The 16,602-nt window shown below is 48.0% G+C and carries 13 protein-coding genes and 1 pseudogene; 2 read left to right on the forward strand and 12 right to left on the reverse strand.

Annotation, left to right across the window (positions count from 1 at the left end; genetic code table 11):
* Positions 1 to 12 precede the first annotated feature (12 nt).
* The 5 genes from V5T57_RS12715 to V5T57_RS12735 form a co-directional block, all read right to left on the reverse strand.
* Entirely contained in the window at positions 13 to 372 is a 360-nt protein-coding gene (locus V5T57_RS12715; RefSeq protein ID WP_332891601.1) for a hypothetical protein, read from the reverse strand.
* On the reverse strand, positions 369 to 1,433 hold the full coding sequence (locus V5T57_RS12720) for a hypothetical protein (protein WP_332891602.1): 1,065 nt from the start codon (positions 1,431 to 1,433) through the stop codon (positions 369 to 371). The genes V5T57_RS12715 and V5T57_RS12720 overlap by 4 nt, the downstream gene beginning before the upstream one ends.
* Positions 1,430 to 1,996, reverse strand: coding sequence for an alpha/beta fold hydrolase (locus V5T57_RS12725; protein ID WP_332891603.1), 567 nt, complete (start codon positions 1,994 to 1,996; stop codon positions 1,430 to 1,432). The genes V5T57_RS12720 and V5T57_RS12725 overlap by 4 nt, the downstream gene beginning before the upstream one ends.
* Before the next feature lie 771 nt (positions 1,997 to 2,767).
* Positions 2,768 to 3,010, reverse strand: a complete 243-nt coding sequence (locus V5T57_RS12730) for a hypothetical protein (RefSeq protein ID WP_332891604.1) — start codon at positions 3,008 to 3,010, stop codon at positions 2,768 to 2,770.
* A 799-nt stretch (positions 3,011 to 3,809) separates the two neighbouring features.
* Positions 3,810 to 4,520, reverse strand: coding sequence for a polymorphic toxin type 44 domain-containing protein (locus tag V5T57_RS12735; RefSeq protein WP_332891605.1), 711 nt, complete (start codon positions 4,518 to 4,520; stop codon positions 3,810 to 3,812).
* A gap of 1,980 nt (positions 4,521 to 6,500) precedes the next feature.
* Between V5T57_RS12735 and V5T57_RS12740 the strand changes: the two genes are divergently transcribed.
* Positions 6,501 to 8,090 carry a B12-binding domain-containing radical SAM protein gene (locus V5T57_RS12740; RefSeq protein WP_332891606.1) on the forward strand — a complete coding sequence of 530 codons (1,590 nt, stop codon included), beginning with the start codon at positions 6,501 to 6,503 and terminating at the stop codon, positions 8,088 to 8,090.
* A 540-nt stretch (positions 8,091 to 8,630) separates the two neighbouring features.
* On the opposite strand, the pseudogene V5T57_RS12745 reads toward V5T57_RS12740, so the two are convergent.
* The 3 genes and pseudogenes from V5T57_RS12745 to htpX form a co-directional block, all read right to left on the reverse strand.
* Positions 8,631 to 8,942 (reverse strand): annotated as a pseudogene (locus tag V5T57_RS12745) (integrase core domain-containing protein); the annotation flags it as partial.
* A 197-nt stretch (positions 8,943 to 9,139) separates the two neighbouring features.
* A complete protein-coding gene (nhaA, locus tag V5T57_RS12750) occupies positions 9,140 to 10,348 on the reverse strand; it encodes a Na+/H+ antiporter NhaA (RefSeq protein ID WP_332891607.1) in 1,209 nt (402 codons plus the stop codon).
* Positions 10,349 to 10,379: 31 nt separating this feature from the next.
* Positions 10,380 to 11,270, reverse strand: coding sequence for a protease HtpX (gene htpX, locus V5T57_RS12755; protein ID WP_332891608.1), 891 nt, complete (start codon positions 11,268 to 11,270; stop codon positions 10,380 to 10,382).
* 150 nt (positions 11,271 to 11,420) lie between these two features.
* Here htpX and nhaR point away from each other — a divergent pair, with 150 nt between their 5' ends.
* Positions 11,421 to 12,338, forward strand: a complete 918-nt coding sequence (gene nhaR / locus V5T57_RS12760; protein ID WP_332891609.1) for a transcriptional activator NhaR — start codon at positions 11,421 to 11,423, stop codon at positions 12,336 to 12,338.
* A 252-nt stretch (positions 12,339 to 12,590) separates the two neighbouring features.
* Here nhaR and V5T57_RS12765 read toward each other — a convergent pair whose 3' ends face one another.
* The 4 genes from V5T57_RS12765 to V5T57_RS12780 form a co-directional block, all read right to left on the reverse strand.
* Positions 12,591 to 12,917 (reverse strand): hypothetical protein, encoded by a 327-nt coding sequence (locus V5T57_RS12765; protein ID WP_332891610.1) that lies wholly within the window; start codon positions 12,915 to 12,917, stop codon positions 12,591 to 12,593.
* 449 nt (positions 12,918 to 13,366) lie between these two features.
* A complete protein-coding gene (msrA, locus tag V5T57_RS12770; protein WP_332891611.1) occupies positions 13,367 to 13,945 on the reverse strand; it encodes a peptide-methionine (S)-S-oxide reductase MsrA in 579 nt (192 codons plus the stop codon).
* A 207-nt stretch (positions 13,946 to 14,152) separates the two neighbouring features.
* Entirely contained in the window at positions 14,153 to 15,091 is a 939-nt protein-coding gene (locus V5T57_RS12775; RefSeq protein ID WP_332891612.1) for a hypothetical protein, read from the reverse strand.
* Positions 15,092 to 15,105: 14 nt separating this feature from the next.
* Positions 15,106 to 16,530, reverse strand: coding sequence for an MBOAT family O-acyltransferase (locus V5T57_RS12780; RefSeq protein WP_332891613.1), 1,425 nt, complete (start codon positions 16,528 to 16,530; stop codon positions 15,106 to 15,108).
* Positions 16,531 to 16,602 lie beyond the last annotated feature (72 nt).

The following is a 16,602-nucleotide window of genomic DNA, read 5'->3' on the forward strand; positions in this document are numbered from 1 at the left end:
TTGCCCGGAACACTAGGGGATACACCAAGTGCTTCTGGAAGAAAGTGCCACGACAATCCAGTGAAGTTGAATAAGCTGGTATATACAGACTGCGCATAATGTTAGCCATATATTGTTCAATAAGGTCGTATGCGCTTGATAAATATGTTTGCCGACAATGAATAATATAAAACTTGATAAAATAAATCCGAAACCCATGAGCCAACTTACTTCTACACCAAGTGTTGGCGTTAAATCCCTATGAATACCATGCCTGGCAATATCCAGCATGTTAAAGAAAAAAGGAACTTGTAGTAACAGCAACGAAAATAGAATCAATATAAAGCCGATGCCTGACAGACGTGATTTTATTATTGTTTTGAATTGATTCATCTCAGCCCCCTCTGCCATGCCTGTGTGGCAAAGGTGGATCTTCTTTGTTGGCTCAGCAAAGAGTGACCCAAGTAGTAATAGTGGCCTGTGCGTGTACCTGCTGATTCTGCCATGAGAAATTGTCCTGCAACCATTGGAACTGCTGCGAGTAGCTCTAGTGTGCTCATGCCAGAATATATGGGATCACCATAGTCTTTCAGAGAGATAAGGTGGATTGATTCAATGCTTGGATGGTTGTTCAATTGGATAAGTAAGTCTATGCTGATGGGTGCGCCAATTAATATAAGATGATTAACTTTTCCCCCTGTATCAGCATAGTCCAGGGCGGCCTGGGAGGCTTGTATCCCACCAAATGAATAGCCAATCAGATTGAACTGCGTGCCGAGGGTTCCAAATTGGGATAGATCAGTTTGTTTGGTATCTCTACCTCGACGCAATATGACGGAAACGGCATCGCGTACAATTGAGCCTTGAGACCAACGTTTGGCATCAACAGCATAGGTATGCTTGATTCCTGCTTGGCGCAAGGCGCTCACAAAACCGTTAATATACGCACCTTGCATGCCGGTTCCACCAAAGAAATAGGTGCCTCGCCGTAACTTGGAGGTTAGATGCGTATTGTGATTCGGTGGCACCGTTTTTTGGGGGGCTTTTATGGGGGTGGGCGGGGCGGTTATCGCTTTAATGCTTTTGGGGCCAGATGGTCGGCACCATCCACCTTCTGATACAAGGTGCCTAACCATGGCCTGATAATAAAATGACTGCATAAACATAATGGCGATGGCACATAGCCAAACGGTTAATAGTGCAGATGATATTCTTTTGAGCATGAGTTTGGATATAATAAAAAGAATAAGTGCCATTGATGCGTAAATGATTACGTAGATCCAATGGTATTCAACGCCTGATGATGGTGTCGATTGCTGACCTATCCCAAAAAAAGCAACGTTCTTCAGCGTCAGATAGGATGGTTGTAAAAGATAGAAAAAGGAGCAGGCTAGAACAATATGGCCTGCTCCTTTTCTGACATTTGCCCAAATATTGTCTGAAGCAATCTTCACTTTAGTCCTAGCTTTTTAAGTGTTTCAGCTAAAACACGCCTTCTTGTTTTAGCCATTTTAGAGTTGCCAGTATAGTCGAAGTGCCCATCCTTGGTGCCATGCTCATCATCTGATGTAAATTGAACCCCCAGCTTTCTTAAGCCAAGAATCAGTTCAGGGGTGGAGATGCCAGCATAAAGAGGGTCCCCCCTGTGTGCTAAATCCAAAACATGAACATGTTTAATGTTTGGATGTTGATGCAGTTTTTCAAGGAAAGCTTTTTTAATGGGTGATCCGATTAGAACCAGATTGTCGACAGTTTCTTCCTGATCAGCATAATCCATAGCGGCTTGTGCGGCCTGTAAACTGCCGTAAGAGTACCCAACTAAGTTAAACTGTTCACCCTCGTGTCCAAATTTGCTGAAATTACTATCTTGCACATCCCGATTACGCTGCCATCCTGAGTGAAGCGCATCAAGGATGGTGCTTCCTTGGGACCAGACCGAAGAATCAACAGCACGTGGGTGAGCAATGCCTTTTTCACGCATAGCTGCAACCATATCCTGAATATACTCTCCATCCATCCCGGCACCGCCAAAAAAGGAGGTACCACGTAATGCTCTTGGCTTTAGTGAACCCTTATCGCCATGAAGTGTGGTTTCAGGTTGTTGTGTACCAGTAGTTTGTTTCCCCCTTTGTCTCAGTGGGCTGTGAAGGGGGGCTGTTCTTGTGATTTTCGTTTTCCCACCATGTTGTTATGTGGTTCAAGCCCTAAATACAAGATTTTGGTCTCTTGGTCTGGTTCTTTTGAATGAGTACGTTGTTTTTTGTTGCGTGAGGATACAATATATAAAATAAAGCAGTATGTTAACGTGTCGTTGTGGGTTGGCCATTCGCTCCTGAGGCAAAATACAAAAGTTGTGAGGTCTTTCTGATTTGGGAAGCGCATGCTTCACCATTTAGAAAAGAAGAACCTTGAGCCTGCATCGATTCGGGGTTTTTTGTCAGAAAGATGCTAATAAATTCAGTGCTTAGTATCTAACCTGAAAATTCTATCCTTCTCCAGCTGTGCTCCCCAGGCCATCATAATCTCTCTGTTCTCCTCCATAGTCTCTAACAGCTGTGTACGTTCCCCTAAAGTGCAGTGGCTTGTACCATGAACGAATTCAGAGCGGTACAAAGCTTTTGACTCTATGGCTTTGTCGTGTGAGGTTGATGGATATGGTTGACTGAAGATGCTCACACCTTCAGTCAACCATATCCATCACCGTATCCGATGAACGCCTTCTAATCCTTGCAGCCGCTGAGCCGTTTGCTGATGTATCTCGCTTAAAGTCGACAGCTTCCAGCGCGATCTAGGTGCGCACTTTGGGTTCATAAGAGCGATAGGCTTCATGAAGAACCCGAACCAACGTCCGGCCTTTGCCACCACCAAATGTGAGGGTTTTCCCGTGGATGGTGAGTCGACCAGAGTCGTTGCTGACCGAAACGGGATCATCATCGACAGGAACACCACCTTCCAGCATCATCTCAATGGCCTTTAAATCCAAATGGGCATTGGGTGGTTCCTGGTCCAATACATCGGTTAAATTGATCACCTGATGGTTGCCGGGGATGAGGGCATTGTCGAACTGAAGTTTTGTGGCCTGATGTCGGGACCAAAAAGAGCCCAAATCGGAATAGGATCGGATTTTAGCTGGCTGCTGGAGAAGTTATGGTGTGAATGGAGCTGGATTGGCTGAGTCAGCCACGGATATGCCGGAACACGCAGGCTTTGTTCTGAATCAGCCCCGGATGTGGAAGAGGTACCAATGATCATCGAGCTGAGTGCAGTCGGATGCCGGCATGCCACCCGTGATTTCAAAAAGCTGCTGTTCGCAGTTGGTTAACGGCTTCTTGGAATATAGATAATGCACTGAACCTCCCACAAAATAATAATCGATGCCTATGTTGACATGTATATTGCCTAGGGATTGTATCTGGTATGCACCGACACTTCGCATGATATCTGCATAGTATCGAGCCCGTTCTTCAGATAGGTGCTTACTGGTAATCTCATTGTGTAGGCTACCAAAATCATCAAGACGAATAACACAGCAGAGGTCCCTAGGCTTAATGATTACACCCTCGTGCTTCGCACTGTCAGAGTAAAACATGGAAACAAGTTGTTCCAACTGTTCCTTTTTTAAAGGGAATGAGTAGATGTAGTACCAGTCTGGATAGAAGGTCATCCATTTGATCCAGACATAGCCAAAAAAGCTTAAAAATACAGTCAAAACTGGGTGTCGCTGTATCCATCGCAGAGATCGAGTCATCGTAATCAGCCCCTGATATTATGGAAAAGGAGGCCGCCCAACGGGGACGGCCTTCCAGATTCAGTTTCAGTGAAAACGCAAGTTATCGGCCCCTGTTACGTCGTAGATGCTCAAGCCCGTAGCGGATACCTTCTTCTACTTGCCGGCAGTCATCGGTGGGTTCACCCATGCAGCTATTGAAGTTATCATCCCATGGGCGTCCAGAACTGTCTTTGAACGGACGGCGGAGATTTTTTAGGTCACTGAGTGCTTGGAAAGCTCCACCTGCCTTCATGCATGTTTCCGGGTTATGCCCCGCGACCACACAGGTGGCTCCATAGTTGATGTTGGCAGCCCGTTCCCGCTCACCCCATGATGTACCATCCGGTTTTTCTCTTACTTTATAATCCCAGTCACCGCCCTCACGAACCCGATTCACCCAGGAGAACCAGCCATCCCTCTGGGTGGTTTCCATGTTTCGGTCGATATCTTCCCATCCATAAACGGGAGGTTTGGAAAGATCGGGTGTTTGATCATAACGGGCTTGTCTCTGCTTTTGCATCTGCCGCGCCTGCTGCATCTCATTCTGTCTGGGTTGAACAGCCCCCCGTTTTCGGCATGATTCTCGCCCTATCGGATTGGCAATCGTATTGCAGTTTGGCTGCTGACTGGAGGATTTGGTCGTATCCTTTGTGGTGAATGTTCCTTCACGCATCTGTCGGGCGATGTCCAGATAGCTATTGGGCACCAACTTTCGTGGTGTCTCCTTTGTCTCCTGCTGACTAAGCAGAGACCGTTGGTTACCTCTTCTCATTCCAGTTTCTCCATATGTGTGATGGGTCAAGTGTCAATGAGATCGCCACGACTTTTTCCTTGCCCTTCTGGGCGGCCCTGATTACGTTCAGGCTCAATCTGGTGAAGTCATCCGCGTTGCCGCGCGGGTGGACGAATCTCGCAAAGCAGTGTGCTGACCTAAGTTAGCATTCTGCTTTGCATGATTCCTGAGTATGAGTATAGTTGTTATGTGGTTCAAGCCCTAAATACGAGATTTTGGTCTATTAGTCTGATTTTTTTGAATGAGTACGTTGGTCTTTGTTGCGCGAGGATACAATATATAAAATAAAGCAGTATGTTAACGTGTCGTTGTGGATTGGCCATTCGCTCCTGAGGCAAAATACAAAAGTTGTGAGGTCTTTCTGATTTGGGAAGCGCATGCTTCACCATTTAGAAAAGAAGAACCTTGAGCCTGCATCGATTCAGGGTTTTTTGTCAGAAAGATGCTAATAAATTCAGTGCTTAGTATCTAACCTGAAAATTCTATCCTTCTCCAGCTGTGCTCCCCAGGCCATCATAATCTCTCTGTTCTCCTCCATAGTCTCTAACAGCTGTGTACGTTCCCCTAAAGTGCAGTGGCTTGTACCATGAACGAATTCAGAGCGGTACAAAGCTTTTGACTCTATGGCTTTGTCGTGTGAGGTTGATGGGTGTGTGAAACTGAAGATGCTCACACCTTCAGTCAACCATATCCATCACCGTATCCGATGAACGCCTTCTAATCCTTGCGGCCGCTGAGCCGTTTGCTGATGTATCTCGCTTAAAGTCGATAGCTTCCAGCGCGATCTAGGTGCGCACTTTGGGTTCACAAGAGCGATAGGCTTCATGAAGAACCCGAACCAACGTCCGGCCTTTGTCACCACCAAATGTGAGGGCTTGCCCATGGTTCGTAAGTTGGCCAGCGTTGTCGCGAACAGAAATGGGGTCATCCTTTGTCTGGGTAGCACCTTTCACAATCGTCTCTGTGGCCCATATGCTCAGTTGAGCTGTCCAACCGATCAGCAAGGCTGACGATCTAGTGGTTGCTTAGGGTAGGGGCGTTTGCATGATCCCATTGGAGGTGCTCAACTACACCCTGGAGGATATCTAGTACGGGGTCATAGCGTTTCCACCACCAGATCAGACACCTTTAAAGGTGCAAACGGCTGGGGAAAAGCAGGCTGCAACGGTGGTGACCAATCCGCACTGTGCCTAGGTTCCATAAGTGCCCACCCTCCAAGGCTGATGGAGATTTCCGCATAGCCTGACCGTACTGATCTGTAACCCAACCGGTCATCCAGTTGCAGTCCCAGGTATGGTGGTCTGTACCTCAAACCGATTGACCACAAGCCAGCGCAGCTGAAGTCTTCATATTTTGTGGTTCCGGCACCCAAATTCACGGTGACCTCACGCACTTTACATCATGCCGGTTTGGCTCTGGTTGTCGGTCAGGCCCATGCTGCAGAGTTCCATATTTCATGGTATGTGCTCCGGTCTTTAAATCTGTTTCATTTGAGCATCACACCGCCCATCCCGAGCGTGGGCATCTCGCATATCTGCGTTACCCTGGCCATCACCTCCGGTGGATCTGCCGTGCCATAATCAACCGCCCCCACCGATCTCTATTGTGGCCGAAACATCTCACAGACCAGCCGCGCTTTGTCCAATTTACCCTTCAGCTGCACCCATTGGATAGGGTGCGTAAGACGTGGTACTGCCCCGCCCGAATTCCTTGTCCGCATATAACGTATCCACAATCGTGTCGCCCCATCATTTTTTAGTGATCCCAAAGGGTAAAATAAGTGCATCAGGTGGGTGAAGGTAGTACCCGGAATTTTAGAGTACCCACATTTATGACGGCTTATTTACTTTGCTAAAATAACGGGTAGGGCCTACGATATGCGTTTTTTAAAGTCAATAAACCCGGCGCAGGGGCGCAAAAAATCGGAAGAGGTCGATGCCGCCATCATTAGGCGGCACGATGGCGTTCACACCCTCTCTTTTTCGACCCGCCGCGTACCCCAAACGCGAACATCAGGAGTTGAATATGAAAGTGGGTATTCTCGAGGTATTGAATCTCACCACACCCACCTGGAAGGAAAAGCTCTATCACTCCATGATCAGCAAGCAGTTGGCCAGTGTCATGCCCCAGGCCATTGCCGTTTGGTGCAGGGAGTTGGGGCATCAGACCTACTACAAGACTTATTACGGCATTGGGAAGATTGAGAACGCCTTCCCGGATGATTTAGATATTATCTTTATCTCCAGCTCAACCATTTACAGCCCCATTGCCTACGCTCTGGGTAAGCTCTTTCGCAAGGCCGGTATACGAACAGTGTTTGGCGGTCCTCACGCCAAATCCTACCCTGCCGACTGTCTGCGCTTTTTCGATCTGGTGGTCAAGGAGTGCAATAAGAGCCTCATCGCCGAAATTCTTCGTGGAGAGATCCAATCTGGACAGTACATTTCCAGCAGCAAGCCCTTGGGGGAGGTGCCGACCATTGAAGAACGGGCGCCGGAAATCCGTGCTTCGGCCTACTTTTTTAATAAGTGGCGTTCTCTTATAACGGTCATTCCCACGCTCACCAGCACGGGCTGCCCCTATACCTGCGATTTTTGCGCGGATTGGGACCAACCCTATAAGGCCCTTCCTCTGGACCGTTTTGAAAAGGATATCGCCTATCTTGCCGATCATTTTAAAGGGGGGGTTCTAAGCTTTTGGGAGCCCAACTTTGCTGTTAAGTTCGAGCGCCTCTACAAGGTTATGAGCACGGTCCCCCCAGCGCTTCGGGTCCCCTACATGTTCGAAGCCTCCCAGGGCATCTTGACCCCCTCTCGACTAGAGAAGATGCAAGAGACCAACCACGGCTACTTATTGGTTGGTGTTGAATCGTGGAGTGCGGATTTAAAGAAAGGGGGATTCCAGCGTGGTAGCAGCCCTCAGGAAAAATTTGATCAGACCATCAAGTTTTTTAACGGTATACAGAAGTATCAGTTGACCATGATCACCTCCTTTATTTTTGGATTGGATCACGATTCCGGGGACGAACCCGTAGAACGTATCAAGGAATTCATCCGTCAGGTTCCCTTCACATGGGCTTTGGTTAATCTCCCGTCACCTTATGGCGGTACGCCTCTTTTTGACCGAATGCATGAAGAGAATAGGATATTAAACGAGATGCCATTCAGCTTTTACAGGCCGCCCTATCTGATGATGCGCATCAAGAACTATTCGCCCCGCGACTACTACATGAAACTGTTCGAAATTTCGACCGTTAATAGTTCGGATGAAGCGTTGGCTCGCCGTATGGAGTCCATACCCAAATGGAACCAAAGAATGTTCTACCGCCTGTTGACCATGGTAGAGTCCCAGGTCTCCAGTTTTTATCGAGATATGGTTGAACGGTTGGAAAGCGATAGCTCCTTCCGGCGGTTTCATGAAGGCAAAGAAGAGCCTCTGCCTGAGTTCTATCATCAGGAATACGAAAAGCATGTTGGACGGTTTGCCCCCTTGTTGTCCCGGGCGGATCGCCGTCCCAATCTGGAACAGATCAAACCGGTTTCTATTTAGTCAGGATCGTTCATGAATGAGGGTGGTAGAGCTTTATTGAACCTTAAGGCTGCCGACGTCCTGAGGGTGGTCTTGAGGGGCACCCAAAGATGGACCGATGTGTTTTAGTAGAATACTGATAGATAGGCTATTCTAAGTGTCAGGAATGGTGTTTATGCGGCCTCATAGTCATAGGAACTGACGAGCCCCCCAGGGCTGAACAAGGTACCCATGCGTTCAACGTAAGCGGGTTTTGGAATAGATTTGAAGGATGATGTTGCCTATAGCGAACCTATGGAAAAGGGGTCGCGCCGGGTTCATTCAGAGGGGTAGGGCAGCGTTTTTTTAGATTTAAGTTCGGCTAACATGCACACGTCAAATCATAAACTTATTCCGGACTTATTCTGAATTTCAGTGCTATAGAAGTGAAGAATCAATCAAGCAATCCATTCTCCGTTCGACCCATTTGCCTGAAATAAATACCAGTCAACTCTCTGAAGCCGTTGATCAAATAATGGAAAATGGTATTCCCCCCATTATTAGGGGCATTCAAAAGTAGAGTTAAGCAGCCATAGCCAGTTTTTGGTTAGGCGTTATACCACCAATGGCCATATTCGGTCGTTCATGATTGTAGCGCCATAACCATGAAGTCGCCATCTCTTGGACCTCTCTGATTGATGTGAACAGGTAATAACTGAGCCAATCGTAGTGAACTGTCCGGTTGTATCTTTCAATATAGGCGTTCTACTGAGGGTTGCCAGGTTGAATATATTCAATCCAAATCCCACATTTCTTAGCCCACGCTACAAGCACCACACGGGTGTATTCAGGGCCGTTGTCGCAACGTATAGCCATAGGCTTTTCCCGCCACTCATGCTCTGCTCTAACCTTCGGATTACAAGGTATAGATGACGTGGTGGATTGGTCTCGCCTTGAGCTCCAGCTGGATCCATTAAAGAGTTGTTTGGTCAGTTAAAGCTCGTCTGTTCTGGGAAGGTGTGGCTAAACCGTTATGGATCTGCGGGTACACATTTATTGTGTGTACCCGCAGCTATTGACGGTGGTCTCTTTCATGACTCAGCAGGTTTCTCTTGCGGTGGGATGGGAAGAGAGAGGCGCAAAAGAATATAGCCAAGCAGACCAGAGATAATGGAACCAATGAGAATACCCAAACGGGCACTGCCTACATCTGGCACACCTGAAATGACCGTTACTCCACTATGTTCAAAGGCCAGAGAGCTGATAAACAGACTCATGGTAAAACCAACCCCACACAGCAGGGCGACACCGTAGAGTTGCCCCCAGGTAAAGCCAGGGGGTAGTTTGGTAAAGCCACTCTTAATCGCAATCCATACAAACCCAAAGACCCCAATCTGTTTACCCATAAACAGACCCAATGCAATGCCCAGAGGGACAGGCTCTAATAGCACAGAGGGGTTGAGACCATGTAAGGAGACACCGGCATTGGCAAAGGCAAACAGAGGCAGAATACCCAGCCCCACCACATGGTGGAGATCGTGTTCCAGCTGATGCAGAGGGGAGGGCTCGCCAGGGTCTCCTTTTAGGGGGATGACCATGCCCAGCGCGACACCAGCCAGCGTTGCGTGCACACCTGATTTAAGTACCGCGACCCAGAGCACCAGACCCACGAGTATATAACTGGCAACCCCTTTTACACCAAGGCGGTTCATAAGGAACAGTAACGTCAGGGCACTACCAGAAACGATAAGTGAGTTGATGGAGAGGTCGCTGGTATAAAACAGCGCAATGATCACAATGGCTGCCAAGTCATCAATGATGGCAAGAGTTAATAAAAACAGCTTGAGTGCAGCAGGAACTCGTTTGCCTAATAGCGCCAATATACCCAATGCAAAGGCAATATCTGTGGCGGTGGGTATGGCCCACCCTTCCAACGCTGAAGCGTTGCCTTGGTTAAGCAAAATATAGATCCCTGCGGGTAACACAATACCACCAATGGCACCGATCACCGGTAGGATGACGTTGGAAGGATGGGCGAGCTCTCCTTCAAGGAACTCACGTTTAAGCTCCAACCCAACCAGAAGAAAAAAGACCGCCATCAATCCATCATTAATCCACAGCAAGAGAGGTTTGGCGATCTTAAGGTCACTAAACTGCACCGCGACAGGAATGTTGAGGAAGGAGTCGTAATGGATATGCCAAGCCGAGTTTTCCACCACCATGGCTGCCATGGCCGCCAGAAAAATCAGGATTCCGCTGGCTGCCGGGTTGTGCAGCATTTGTTTAATCTTCGCATTCATTTTCCATTTCCTTCTTAATAATATCAGGCGGCTAACGGGCCTGTTTTAATGCATTTATGCGTTCTTCCAACGGCGGGTGAGTGGAGAAAAGGTGCATGAAGCCATTGGTCGAGCTCGAGAGACCAAACGCAGCGACCTCAGAAGGTAACTGAGATGGTCCAGCGCTCTGCTTTAAACGTTCCAGAGCGGAGATCATGGATTGACGGCTACTCAGTGCCGCCCCACCCGCATCGGCCCGGAACTCCCGCTTACGAGAGAACCACATGACAACGATGCTTGCCAGCATGCCCAGAAGGATCTGAGCGATCAATGAGACGATAAAATAGGTCAGGCCGCCCTCTGTTCCAGTTGCTTCTTCGTCATCCTCATCTCCAGATAAAAAGAGATCCACCACACCCGCAATCATACGCGCCAGAACAAAGACAAATGTGTTTAAGACGCCTTGGATCAAGGCTAAGGTAACCATATCTCCATTGGCAATATGGCTAACTTCATGGGCCAGTACGGCTTCAGCCTCTTCTTTGCTCAGTGTACGGAGTAGCTCTGAACTTACGGCGACCAGTGCCTTGTTTTTGTTCGCGCCGGTGGCAAACGCATTCATATCTGGTGAATCATATAATGCGACTTCTGGTCTGCCAATGCCAGCAGCTTTAGCCTGCTTACTCACGGTATTGACCAGCCATTGCTCCATGGCGTTGGATGGATGCTCAATAACCCGAGCGCCTGTTGAGCGCTTGGCAATCCATTTTGACATGGCTAAGGAGAGAAAAGATCCACCCATACCAAAAAGTGCAGAAAAAAGAAGCATGCCAAGCATTGAGCTTTGCTGAATGCCCAGTACGTTTATAAGGATCTGTGCCACAACCATTAATACCGCCATAATGGCCAGGTTGGTTAAGATAAACAGTATGATGCGTTTCATCGTTATTTCCCTATCAGCATAAATGGGTGCTTAAGGTTAGCATGGCTTAGTCTCTGCCGGTTTTAACCACATGGTCATGGTAGGGTAGGGCGTGATATCATGTAAATTCGAAAATATCATACAAATCATCAGAAAAATTCGAACGATTAAATGAACTACAAGCATCTACACTATTTTTGGAAAGTGGCCCATGTAGGCAGTGTCACAGCAGCCAGTAAGCAGCTGCGTTTAACCCCCCAAACGTTGAGCTCGCAGATCCAGCATTTGGAATCTCAAATGGGGGTCGCGTTATTTGATCGGGTTGGTCGCCGACTGGAATTGACCGATGCAGGACGTTTGGCACTGAAGTATGCCGATGAGATTTTTCTATTGGGTACGGAGCTTTCTACCGTCTTATCCGGCGTACCTTCTGAGCGTCCATTAAGGTTTCGTGTCGGTATTGCGGATGTGGTGCCTAAGCGGATTACACACCGTATTCTCGAGCCCGTGCTTCAAAGTGATCAAAACGTGCATTTGATCTGTGATGAAGACAAACTCGATCAGCTCTTGGCCAATTTAGCCCTGCATAAATTGGATATGGTCCTGGCAGATACCCCGCCCATGCCGGGTATTCATCTGCGGGTAAAGTCGCACTCTCTTGGTGTTAGTGGTCTCTCGTTTTTTGCGGTAGCCGATTTGCTGGCTCACTACCCTCAACCTTTTCCTGACATTCTCTCGTACGCTCCAATGCTCATGCCGACGACAGGCAATGCGCTACGCAGTGGTTTGGACCGGTGGTTCGAAGCGTTGGGGGTAAAGCCAAAAATTGTTGCAGAATGTCATGACAGTGCACTGCTTAAAACTTTTGGAGAGGCCGGTGTTGGGCTGTTTTGCGCCCCTTCACTGTTAGAAGGTAATATCGCGCAACAGTATGGCGTTGAGGTGATTGGGCGTACCAATGAGGTGGTTGCCGAATATTTTGCGATGACCGCAGAGCGAAAGCAGAGTCACCCCGGTGTCACTATGATTTTAAAGGCGTCTCTCCTGAAAAAAAGGGAGGGCTTTACGGCGCTATTGGATACGTCGTAAATCAAAGCCAGGGTCCTCTGTCATTCAGGAACTGGCTTTTCTTTATCTTGCTTGGGGCAGAGGCCAAGTAGGAATAAAAAGGGGCCAACCTTATTGTACGCTTACGTTTTTCATATCAAAGCAATTGACTAAAGGTCTGAGCATACCGTCTGCGTTTAAAGAGAGAGAATTGAGCAGCAGCGGCCCCTCTTTCTTCCCCCCCTTTTAATCGGGTAGTTTAACCAATGTCTTCGGGCATGTTTGGGGTGGGGGTTATGACGCGGCTTCTGAGTTTTTGCAAGGTTCTGCATCTGTTTGGTTGAACGTAATATTCATTTCAAAAAGTTCTGGTGCACTGGTCAATGCCTTGGTCTCTGTAATGGTTCTTTCCTCCCAGTTTATGGTGAGGTTTAGATCAATTCTAATGGGTTCAGTGCGTTGTGACCGTGCAGTCTCCACAGATTGTTCAATCTGCTCGGGGGCAGCGGTTTTTTTCTCGATAGAGGGTGTTTTTGGTTTGGTGTTCGATGGCTTGAACAGACTCCAAAATATCCACCATGTGAAGAGCCCTATCAGAGATACAATGATAATACGATCCATTTTCCACCCATAATCTTGGCTATGACGGCTGTAGGGGCCTTATTCAAATAAGGCATTTATCCGCAACCGTGCGGTAACGTTGCCTGTGTGCCTGCACTGTTGCAGGTAACCGATCTCGTATAAAATGATACGGTTTGAGCAAGGGATAAACCAACAAAGTTACATCCACACACTTTTAAACGAACAGGCCGGTCTGTGTACGGCTTGCGCCTGTACCCAGTCATACCATGGTTGGGCGTTTAAGCATGGTTTTGAGCCGTTGTGATTTTACACGCGTAAAGCTTGTTACCCAGCAGATAACTGCTGGGTAAAGTGTGGCAACGTCTGACCGCCATTCAGGGTGTTACAGGTATGGGTTAATCGCTTAATTTCGTTGATCCCAAGTACAGGTATGCCAAACCTTTTTCCCCGAGTGATGTCAGGGCCAGTTGATACGGGCTTTAAGCTGATTAAGAGGCCAACCCTTTGATCAGTTGCTCTGCATCATAGCCTTGCCACAGCTCCTCTAGGCGTTGATCTCGCCCACAGCGAAAACGGTAGTATTTATAGCGTACAGGGTTTTTATGGTGGTAGTCCTGATGATAGGTCTCGGCAGGGAAAAAGGTCTCTGCATCCGTTATGGCAACCACAACAGGTTGTTTAAAGGGTTTGCTCTGTTTCAAATTTTCAAGGCTGTGCAAGGCCGCTTTTTTCTGGGCGGATGTGTGGGTAAAAATTTCAGGTCGGTATTGGTCGCCATGGTCACAAAACTGGGCGTTGGCCGTGGTGGGGTCAATGCCGATCCAGAACCGTTTTAACAGTTGGGCATAGCTGACCTGGCTGGGGTCATAGACAATTCTTACCGCTTCAGTATGCCCCGTGCCCCCATAGGAGACCTGCCGATAGCTGGGGGTCTGTACATGACCGCCAATATAGCCTGATGTGGTGGAAATAACCCCTTCTACCGCATCAAAATCATGTTCAACGCACCAAAAGCACCCGCCAGCAAAGGTGGCGACCGCTTGTTCCCCCGCTTGAGCTTGGGGCATAGGGAGAGCTAGATACAGCGCTAAAATGAGCCATGTGATGGATTATATTTTAATCATGTAAAACATGGTTGCTCCTCAATGGTATGCCTCTCAAACCAACGGAGTAGAGAGTGCTTTGCCGTTATGGCTTAGACGCCACTTTTGATACTGAGTTCGCAACGGTATGGATCTTCATGTCTCAACAGCCCCTGCAAGGTGTCGGGTGACTTAACGCTGCTCTAGGCGAACCTTGTTTAACCACTGGGCAAAATGCTTGGAGTGGGCTTTGGCGCCATCACCGGTTAAGTGCAGACGGTCACGGAAGTTTGCATCATTCATATAAAAAGGTGGGCTATCGACATGTTGTGCATAATAGTCTGAAAAATTGGCCAGATCAGGATCGCACTCAGGCATGGGAGAGATGTAGATCAGCAAGTTAACACCACGTTCGCGGTAGTTCTTTTTAAGTTCAGAGAGGTAGTTCAGGTTAGGCATCTCTTGCCAGGTTCTCTGTTTACAATCTTTTTTAAGTCGGGTGCCTTTTAACACTTTGGCCCCTTTTAAGGGGGCCATTAATGCCGCCTGCTTTTGATAGTACGCACCGCTAACATCCAGCTTGCCTAATAAAAAGATATAACCCAGATGTTTCATTAGGGTTCCTAGTAGTTCAGGGTGTTGCCGGAGAAACTGGATCTTTTCTGTGTTGAGGGGCCGATAGCGCCAGTTGGCAATGGCTAACTGATATTTTTCGTAGAGGTGGTGAAAGGTTGGACTGTTGCGAGAGAGAACCAGCACCGCAGCTTTTGGGGGAGGAAAACGCTCCAAGTATCGATCAAGCACCATGACCTGGGCATCGATCCCAGCCCAAGAGATCAGCGCGCCATTGTAGACGGAAAGCTGGGTATGTTCCGTAACTGTTTGCGGCAAAACCCCATTGAGTGCCGTAGAATCCCCCACCACCAAGACATCAACAGGGGCTTTGGGGTGGGTCATTTTATGGTGCAACAAAGCATCAAAATAATAATCTTTCAGGTACAGGGGAAAATTCTCCTGCGCAATCAGATAGAGCCCTAAGCATACGGCTGAGACAAACATCGTAAGGGTGATGAAGATAAGCTGTTTTACATAGCGCCAAGCTTGGGGCTGAAAAAATCCACGATTTGTCACATCATCGCCCATGGCTAAAACTGGAAGTAGATGAAGGCACTGGGTACCTTGGCCATGGTTTTAAGCAAGGCCATGGCAAACATGCTGCCAATAAGTAGAGCAAACCAGCCATTTTGCTGCCAGTAAAAGCGGTGTTCCACTGGTTTCATGACCAACGCTTTGCCGGAGCTGGAGAGCTCGGGTAGTGCGTGAGACATAAATTGGATGGTGTTGGGTAGCTTCCACACAATGGCCAAACAGAGGCTAAGCCAAACAGCAGCCATCAGTGGCTGGTCGGTCAGGTTCTGTATGGAGGTCTGCCACTGGAACATACCGGTCATGATCTGGCTGGCGCCCTCAAAGGTGGTGGCACGAAAAAAGACCCAGGCAATGATAACCGCTAAAAATGTTAAAAGCTGTGCCGTGATACGGTTATGCCAAAAACTCTTTTGCACCGGGGCCCACGCTTGCCAAAAATGGTTAAGGGTCAGGTAGAGCCCGTGTAGCGCACCCCATATGACAAAGGTCCAGCCTGCACCATGCCACAAACCGCCCAGTAGCATGGTTAAGAACATATTACGGTATTTCATGAGGGGGCCATGACGGTTGCCCCCCAATGGAATATAGAGATAATCCCTTAAAAAACGGGAAAGCGTCATATGCCAACGGCGCCAAAAGTCGATGATACTGGTGGCTTTATAGGGGGAGTTGAAGTTGTTGGGTAAGCGAATACCAAACATCCAGGCCAGCCCAATGGCCATCTCTGAATATCCGGAAAAGTCAAAATAGATCTGGAAGGTGTAGGCTAACGTACCGACCCAGGCATCCACCGTTGAGATCATGGTTCCTTTATCGGCGGCATTAAAAATAGGATCGGCATAGCTGGCCATCCCATCGGCCAAGACCACTTTTTTAAACATGCCAATGATAAAGACCGTCATCCCAATGGTTAAATTGTTTAGGGTGATGAACCGCTCTTTAAGTCTCTCAAACTGCCAGACAATTTCACTGTGGTGTACAATCGGACCTGCAATTAATTGGGGAAAGAACGCCACAAACAGCGCATATTCCGCCAGGTTGGCTTGGGCCGGTTCTCTTTTATAGATATCAATCAGATAAGCGATCTGCTGGAAGGTGAAAAAAGAGATCGCCAAGGGGAGTTCAATGGCCGGAATATGCCCTTGCCAATCTACCAAAGCATAGATCTGGCTAACACTAAACCCAAGATATTTAAAAACAAATAGGACGCTTAGGTTGGCAACAACCCCAAGTTTAAGCCATAGACGTCGGCCAGGGTCGTGCTCATGCCGTTTAATGGCAAGCCCCATGGCATAGTTGAACAGAATGGAGCCCCCAATAAGCAGCAGGTAGATGGGCTTCCATGAACCATAGAAAAAGAGTGAGGCTAAGGTAAGACCCATAAAGGTCCAGTACTGGGTGGAAAAACGCACCAGTAGCATGAACCCTATCCATACCAGGGGTAGGAAAAGAAAGATAAAATTAAGCTTATGGAAAATCACGGAAGTTACCGG

The organism is Magnetococcus sp. PR-3, from assembly GCF_036689865.1.
Taxonomy (GTDB): Bacteria; Pseudomonadota; Magnetococcia; order Magnetococcales; family Magnetococcaceae; genus Magnetococcus.